Origin of the sequence: Kitasatospora sp. NPDC049285 (assembly GCF_040678815.1) — a bacterium.
Lineage (GTDB): Bacteria > Actinomycetota > Actinomycetes > Streptomycetales > Streptomycetaceae > Kitasatospora.
The window spans coordinates 1-5,039 of record NZ_JBFAQR010000124.1 but is presented as its reverse complement, the minus strand read 5'-3'; the positions used below and the strand labels follow the sequence as shown (position 1 = coordinate 5,039).

The window sequence follows — 5,039 nt, the reverse complement described above, 5'->3', positions numbered from 1 at the left end:
AGCCGACAAATCGCAAACAGGACAGCCGAGGCGTCAGTCAGTCGGTGGGTCAGACTCGCTGGCAACATCACCAGGAACATCATCACTGTCAGTCGGGGAGCAGGGCGGCCACCGCGGCGAGGGTGTCCGCCTCGGCGGCCGTCTTGTCGTCGCGGTAGCGGACCACGCGGGCGAAGCGCAGCGTCACGCCGTCCGGGTAGCGGGTGGAGCGCTGGACGCCGTCGAAGGCGATCTCGACCACCAGTTCGGGGCGGACCGCCACGCCCCAGGGCTCCCGGCGCACCGTCAACTCCTGCAGCCGGGCGGTCTGCCACTCCAGCAGGGCGTCGGTCAGGCCCTTGAAGGTCTTGCCGAGCATGGCGAAGCTCCCGTCCGGCCGGCGGGCGCCCAGGTGCAGGTTGGAGAGCCGGCCGGTGCGCCGGCCGTGGCCCCACTCGGCGGCCAGGACCACCAGGTCCAGGGTGTGCACGGGCTTCACCTTCAGCCAGGAGGAGCCGCGCCGCCCGGCGCTGTACGGCGCGTCCAGGGACTTCACCACCACCCCCTCGTGCCGGTGCTCGGCGGTCGCGGCCCGGCTGAACTCCCGGGCGGCGCGCCGCTGTTCGGGATCGGCCGGATCGGTCACCGGGAGCCGCCGGACCCGGGCGCCGGCGGGCAGCAGGGCGGCGAGTTCGGCGTGCCGCTCGGCCGCGGGCGCGTCCAGCAGGTCCCGGTCGCCGCGCACCAGCAGGTCGAAGTAGACGGCGGAGAGCGGCAGTTCGGCATGGCGGCCGGCTGCGGGGTCGGTCGAGCCGACCCGGCCGGAGGTCTGCTGGAACGGGCGCGGCAGGCCGTCCGCGTCCAGGGCCAGCACCTCGCCGTCGAGGACCAGCCGCCGCTCGGGCAACTCCCGGACCCGGGCCACCACTTCGGGCAGCCGGTCGGTGATCTCGGCGAGCGTGCGGGTGAACACCCGGACGGTGTCGCCGTCCCGGTGGACCTGGATCCGGATGCCGTCCAGCTTCTCCTCGACCGCGCACGGGCCGAGCCGGTCCAGCGCCTCGTCCACGTCCGCCGCGCTCTGCGCCAGCATCGGCTGCACCGGGCGGCCGACGGTCAGCCGGAAGGCGTCCAGGGCGGACGGGCCCTCGGCGAGCAGGTCGCGGGCGAGCGGGCCGAGTTGGCCGGAGACCATCAGCGCCCGGCGGACCGCCTCGGGCGGGACGTCGCGGGCCGCCGCGAGCCCTTCCACGGCCAGTGCGTCGAGGGCGCCCTGGCGCAGCTCGCCGCTGATCAGCCCGAGCAGGAAGTGCTGCTCGACGGCGGTGGCCAGGGCCATCAACTCGTCGACCAGCCGCTTGCGTTCACGCTGCGAGCCGGGACCGGACAGGGCGCCGAGCGCGGCCAGCCGGCGGTCCACCTCCAGCACCGGCAGGGTCGGCACGGCCGCCGGCGGGGGAGGCTCGCGCAGGGTCTGCCACCCCACTCCGATCCGGCGCTGCGGCAGCCGCCCCGCCAGGTACGCCACCACCACGGGCGCCTCGTCCGGCTCCAGCCGCCCGAACAACCCGGCCAGCACCCGCACCTTCTCGCCGCGCGCCGCCGTCGCCGCCAACCGCGCGGACGCCGCGGCCACCTCCGCCAACAACATCCCCGGGTGCCCTCCGCGTCGTGACCGCTTCCCCGCCGCCCACCCTACGAGCGCCCGCCGTCCCCGTCCGGCAGGCGCACGGCGGGCCCGCGCCGCCGGCCGGGGGAGACCCGCCGCCCGAAACACTCCGCTTCCGGCCGGTTCGGCCGGATACTGGCGGTATGCGCCTGAACTCCGAGATTCCGGAATACCCCGAGGACGCCGACCAGCAGTCCCCCGACGTGCTGGAGGCCGCCGACGAGAACCGCGAGGCGGTCGAGTCGGAGGTCGACGACCTGGAACTGCTGCGCAGGCAGCGCGCGCTGGGCGCGCAGCCCGCCGACGACGGCGACGCCGTGGAGCAGGTGCGCGAGGTCGCCGCAGAGGAGGAGGACCAGCGGGACTGACCCGGTCAGATCGCCTTGCGCCGCTGCAGCCAGGCGAACGCGGCCCACCCGGGCAGGACCGGCAGCATGAAGGTGAGGAACCGGAACAGCATCACCGCCGCGAACGCGGTGCCCTGGTCCATGTTGCCGGTGGCGGCCAGCATGTCCGACATCAGGTACTCCACGGCGCCCGCCCCGCCCGGCGTCGGCGCGGCGTTGCCCACCGCGTTGCCGGTCAGGAAGCTCACCGCCACCGCGACGAACCCCGGCTGCGGGCCCACCGCGCGGGCACAGCAGTACAGGCACAGCACGAAGCACATCGACACCAGCAGCTGCCCGGCGACGCCCGCGGCGAGCTTGCCGGGCTGCTGCGCCAGGTCGAGCAGCCGCGGCAGCACCTCGGCGCGCAGCGGGCGCAGCAGCGCCTGCGCCCGGTGCCGCAGCCACGGCACGGCGGCCACCGACACCAGCACCACGGTGATCCCGGCGGCGATCAGCGCCAGCGTCATCCCGTCCGGCAGCCGGTCGGTCTCTGCGCCGAGCGGCCCGCTGCCGATGCCCAGCAGGGCGCTGAAGACGGCCAGCTCCAGCAGGTGCAGCACCAGCCCGAACAGCTGGGTGGCGCCGACGCTGGACAGCGCCTGCGCGGTGGGGACGCCCGCGCACTGCAGGTAGCGGGTGTTCAGCGCGAGGCCGCCGACGCCCCCGGGCGAGACCAGCTTCACGAAGGAGCCGGCGGTCTGCGCGGCCAGTGTGGCCCGGTAGGAGAGCTTCTCCGGGACGAAGCCGCTGAACGCGATGGTGGCGATCGGGTAGCTGGCGGCGGACGCGGCCACCGCGGCGGCCAGCCAGAGCGGGTCCGCCCCGGCGACCACCGTGATCGGGTTGCTCTCGCCGTTGAACAGCATCTGCAGCAGCAGGTAGCCGGCCCCCATCCCGGCGGCCACCGTCACCAGGGTGCGCGGGCGCAGCCGCTCCAGCCGGACCGGTTCCGCGACGGCCTGCGGCAGCCGGCGCTGCACCTCGGTGCGCAGGTCGGCGGCGAGGCCCTTGTGCCGGGCCAGCGCCGCCCGGGTGCCGCGGGCCAGCGCGATCGGCTGCAGCAGCGGCAGCGCGGCGCCCACCGGGCCGGGCCCGAGCACCTCCATCGCCGCCCGCACCGCCCGCTCCGGCCCCGCGTACAGCGCCAGCACCGCGAGCAGCCCGGCCACGTCCAGGCGCAGCAGCAGGTCGCCGGCGGCGATCTCGCCGTCGGCCAGGTCGACCAGGTGGACCCGGCCCTCCGGGTCGACCAGCACGGTCTCCGGGGCCAGCGCCCGGTGGGCGATCCGCCGCCGCTGGAGCAGCGCCAGCTGCCGCCAGGCGTCGTGCAGCAGCGCGTCGGACGGCTGGTCCCCGGACGACCGGTCCTCGGCCGGCTCGTCGTGCGGGCTGGGCTCGTCGTGCGGGCCGGGCTCGGCGAACAGTTCGGCCAGCGGACGGGCGTCCAGGCGCTGGTAGGCGACCAGGGCCGCGTCCGGGTCGATCTCGACGGCGGCGACCGGGGTACGGGTGCGGGCGCCCGCGGCGGAGGCGGCGAAGCCGAGCAGTGCCTGGTGCTCCAGGGTGGCCCGCAGCGGGCGCATGCCCAGCGGGCGCGGCGCGGTGCGCAGCCGCAGTGCCAGCCACAGGTGGCCGAGCAGCCCGCTGGCCTGGGCGTGCCGGTCCAGCAGGTAGACGTCCAGGTCGGGGCCGCCGTCGTACTGGGTGACCAGGTAGTGGCTCGGCCCGGCGGGGCGGACGGCGTCCGGGCGGACCCCGGCGGCGGTCAGCGCTGCGGCCACCTGCCCCTCGGTCGGGCAGCCGACCGGCTCGCCGACGGCGTACCGGGTGGCGTGCGCGGTGGTCCAGCCCAGCAGCAGGGCCAGCAGCAGCGACAGTGGGGTCGCGTAGCCGGTGACCAGCCCGGACAGGCCGGCCAGCGTGAGCGTGCTGGCCAGCGCGGTGCGCCAGCGGCGCAGCCCGGCGGTGCCGACCGCGGTCATGAACGCGAGCACCGGCGCCAGGTGCCCGTACACGGGGTCGGTGCGGCCGGCGCCGATCGGCGCGGTGTGGGTCAGCGTGGTCAGGTCGCCGGCCAGCAGGTCCAGGCCCATCGCCAGGCCGTACGCGAGGACGGCGGCGAGCACCCCGTCGGCGACCCGGCGGCCGTCGCCGCGCAGCATCCGGGCCACCGCGAAGGTCAGCGGCAGCGCGAGCAGCGCGGCCCCGCACAGCGCGGCGGTCAGCTTGGCCGGCGGCCAAGGCAGCAGGGACGCGCCGTGCGCGATGTCGGCGTCCAGGCCCAGCGCGGACGCCCGGGCGTACCCGGCCAGCAGCAGGACCAGCCCGAGGGCGCCCAGTCCGCCGCCCAGCCTGATCAGGGCAGCCGGATGCCGAACCCGCCCCGCGCTCGGACCCGCCGGGGCAGGTTCCACCGCACCGGTCTCCCGGGTTTCGTCGGCTTGTATCACCGTGGCCACGGGCCGCATGCTCCCACACCGTTTCGACGCCGAGTTGGCGCTTGACGAAAGGGTGTTCGCCCCGGGCGGGTGTATTCCGGTGGATAATCGGGCATATCGGGCGAACGAAGGGAGGTCGGCGATGACCAAGCGATCGACCGACAAGATGACCAGGCTCCGCAAGGGGACCCAGGAAGTCCTGGAGAACCGCACGATGGCCGCCGATCCGATGCCGCTCGCCCCACAGCGGCACACCGACACCGCCCTCGCCGCCGGCACCGGCCGCTACTTCGGCGACGCGGTGTTCAGCCACGGCGGCCGCCGGACGCCCGCCATGGCCGGCCCGGCCGACGGCCCCGCCGCGCACACCGAGCTACCCGGCCACCGGCACCGCGGAGCGGAGCGGCACTCCGCGCACTGAACCGCCGGCGGGGATGGGAGAGTGGGGCCCGCAGCTTCCGTCCCCGCCGAAGGAATCTCAATGATCGTGTCAAGCCGTCTGCGTGACCGACGGGGCGGAGGTGAACAGCCTCTTGTCACGCAGCATCGCCCACAGCACATCGA

At 75.6% G+C, this 5,039-nt stretch carries 4 protein-coding genes; 2 read left to right on the top strand and 2 right to left on the bottom strand.

The genetic code is table 11. The features are described from left to right. Positions 1-88: 88 nt before the first annotated feature. The gene (locus tag AB0K51_RS34570) at positions 89-1,630 is read right to left on the bottom strand and encodes an ATP-dependent DNA ligase (RefSeq protein ID WP_363462223.1); all 1,542 of its coding nucleotides are present in this window, start codon (positions 1,628-1,630) and stop codon (positions 89-91) included. 161 nt (positions 1,631-1,791) lie between these two features. Between AB0K51_RS34570 and AB0K51_RS34565 the strand changes: the two genes are divergently transcribed. Next, positions 1,792-2,016, top strand: a complete 225-nt coding sequence (locus AB0K51_RS34565) for a hypothetical protein (protein ID WP_363462221.1) — start codon at positions 1,792-1,794, stop codon at positions 2,014-2,016. 5 nt (positions 2,017-2,021) lie between these two features. Here AB0K51_RS34565 and AB0K51_RS34560 read toward each other — a convergent pair whose 3' ends face one another. Beyond that, positions 2,022-4,451 carry a lysylphosphatidylglycerol synthase transmembrane domain-containing protein gene (locus tag AB0K51_RS34560; RefSeq protein ID WP_363462219.1) on the bottom strand — a complete coding sequence of 810 codons (2,430 nt, stop codon included), beginning with the start codon at positions 4,449-4,451 and terminating at the stop codon, positions 2,022-2,024. Between the two features lie 166 nt (positions 4,452-4,617). On the opposite strand from AB0K51_RS34560, the gene AB0K51_RS34555 reads away from it, so the two are divergent. Then, the gene (locus AB0K51_RS34555; RefSeq protein WP_363462217.1) at positions 4,618-4,896 is read left to right on the top strand and encodes a hypothetical protein; all 279 of its coding nucleotides are present in this window, start codon (positions 4,618-4,620) and stop codon (positions 4,894-4,896) included. Positions 4,897-5,039: the final 143 nt, after the last annotated feature.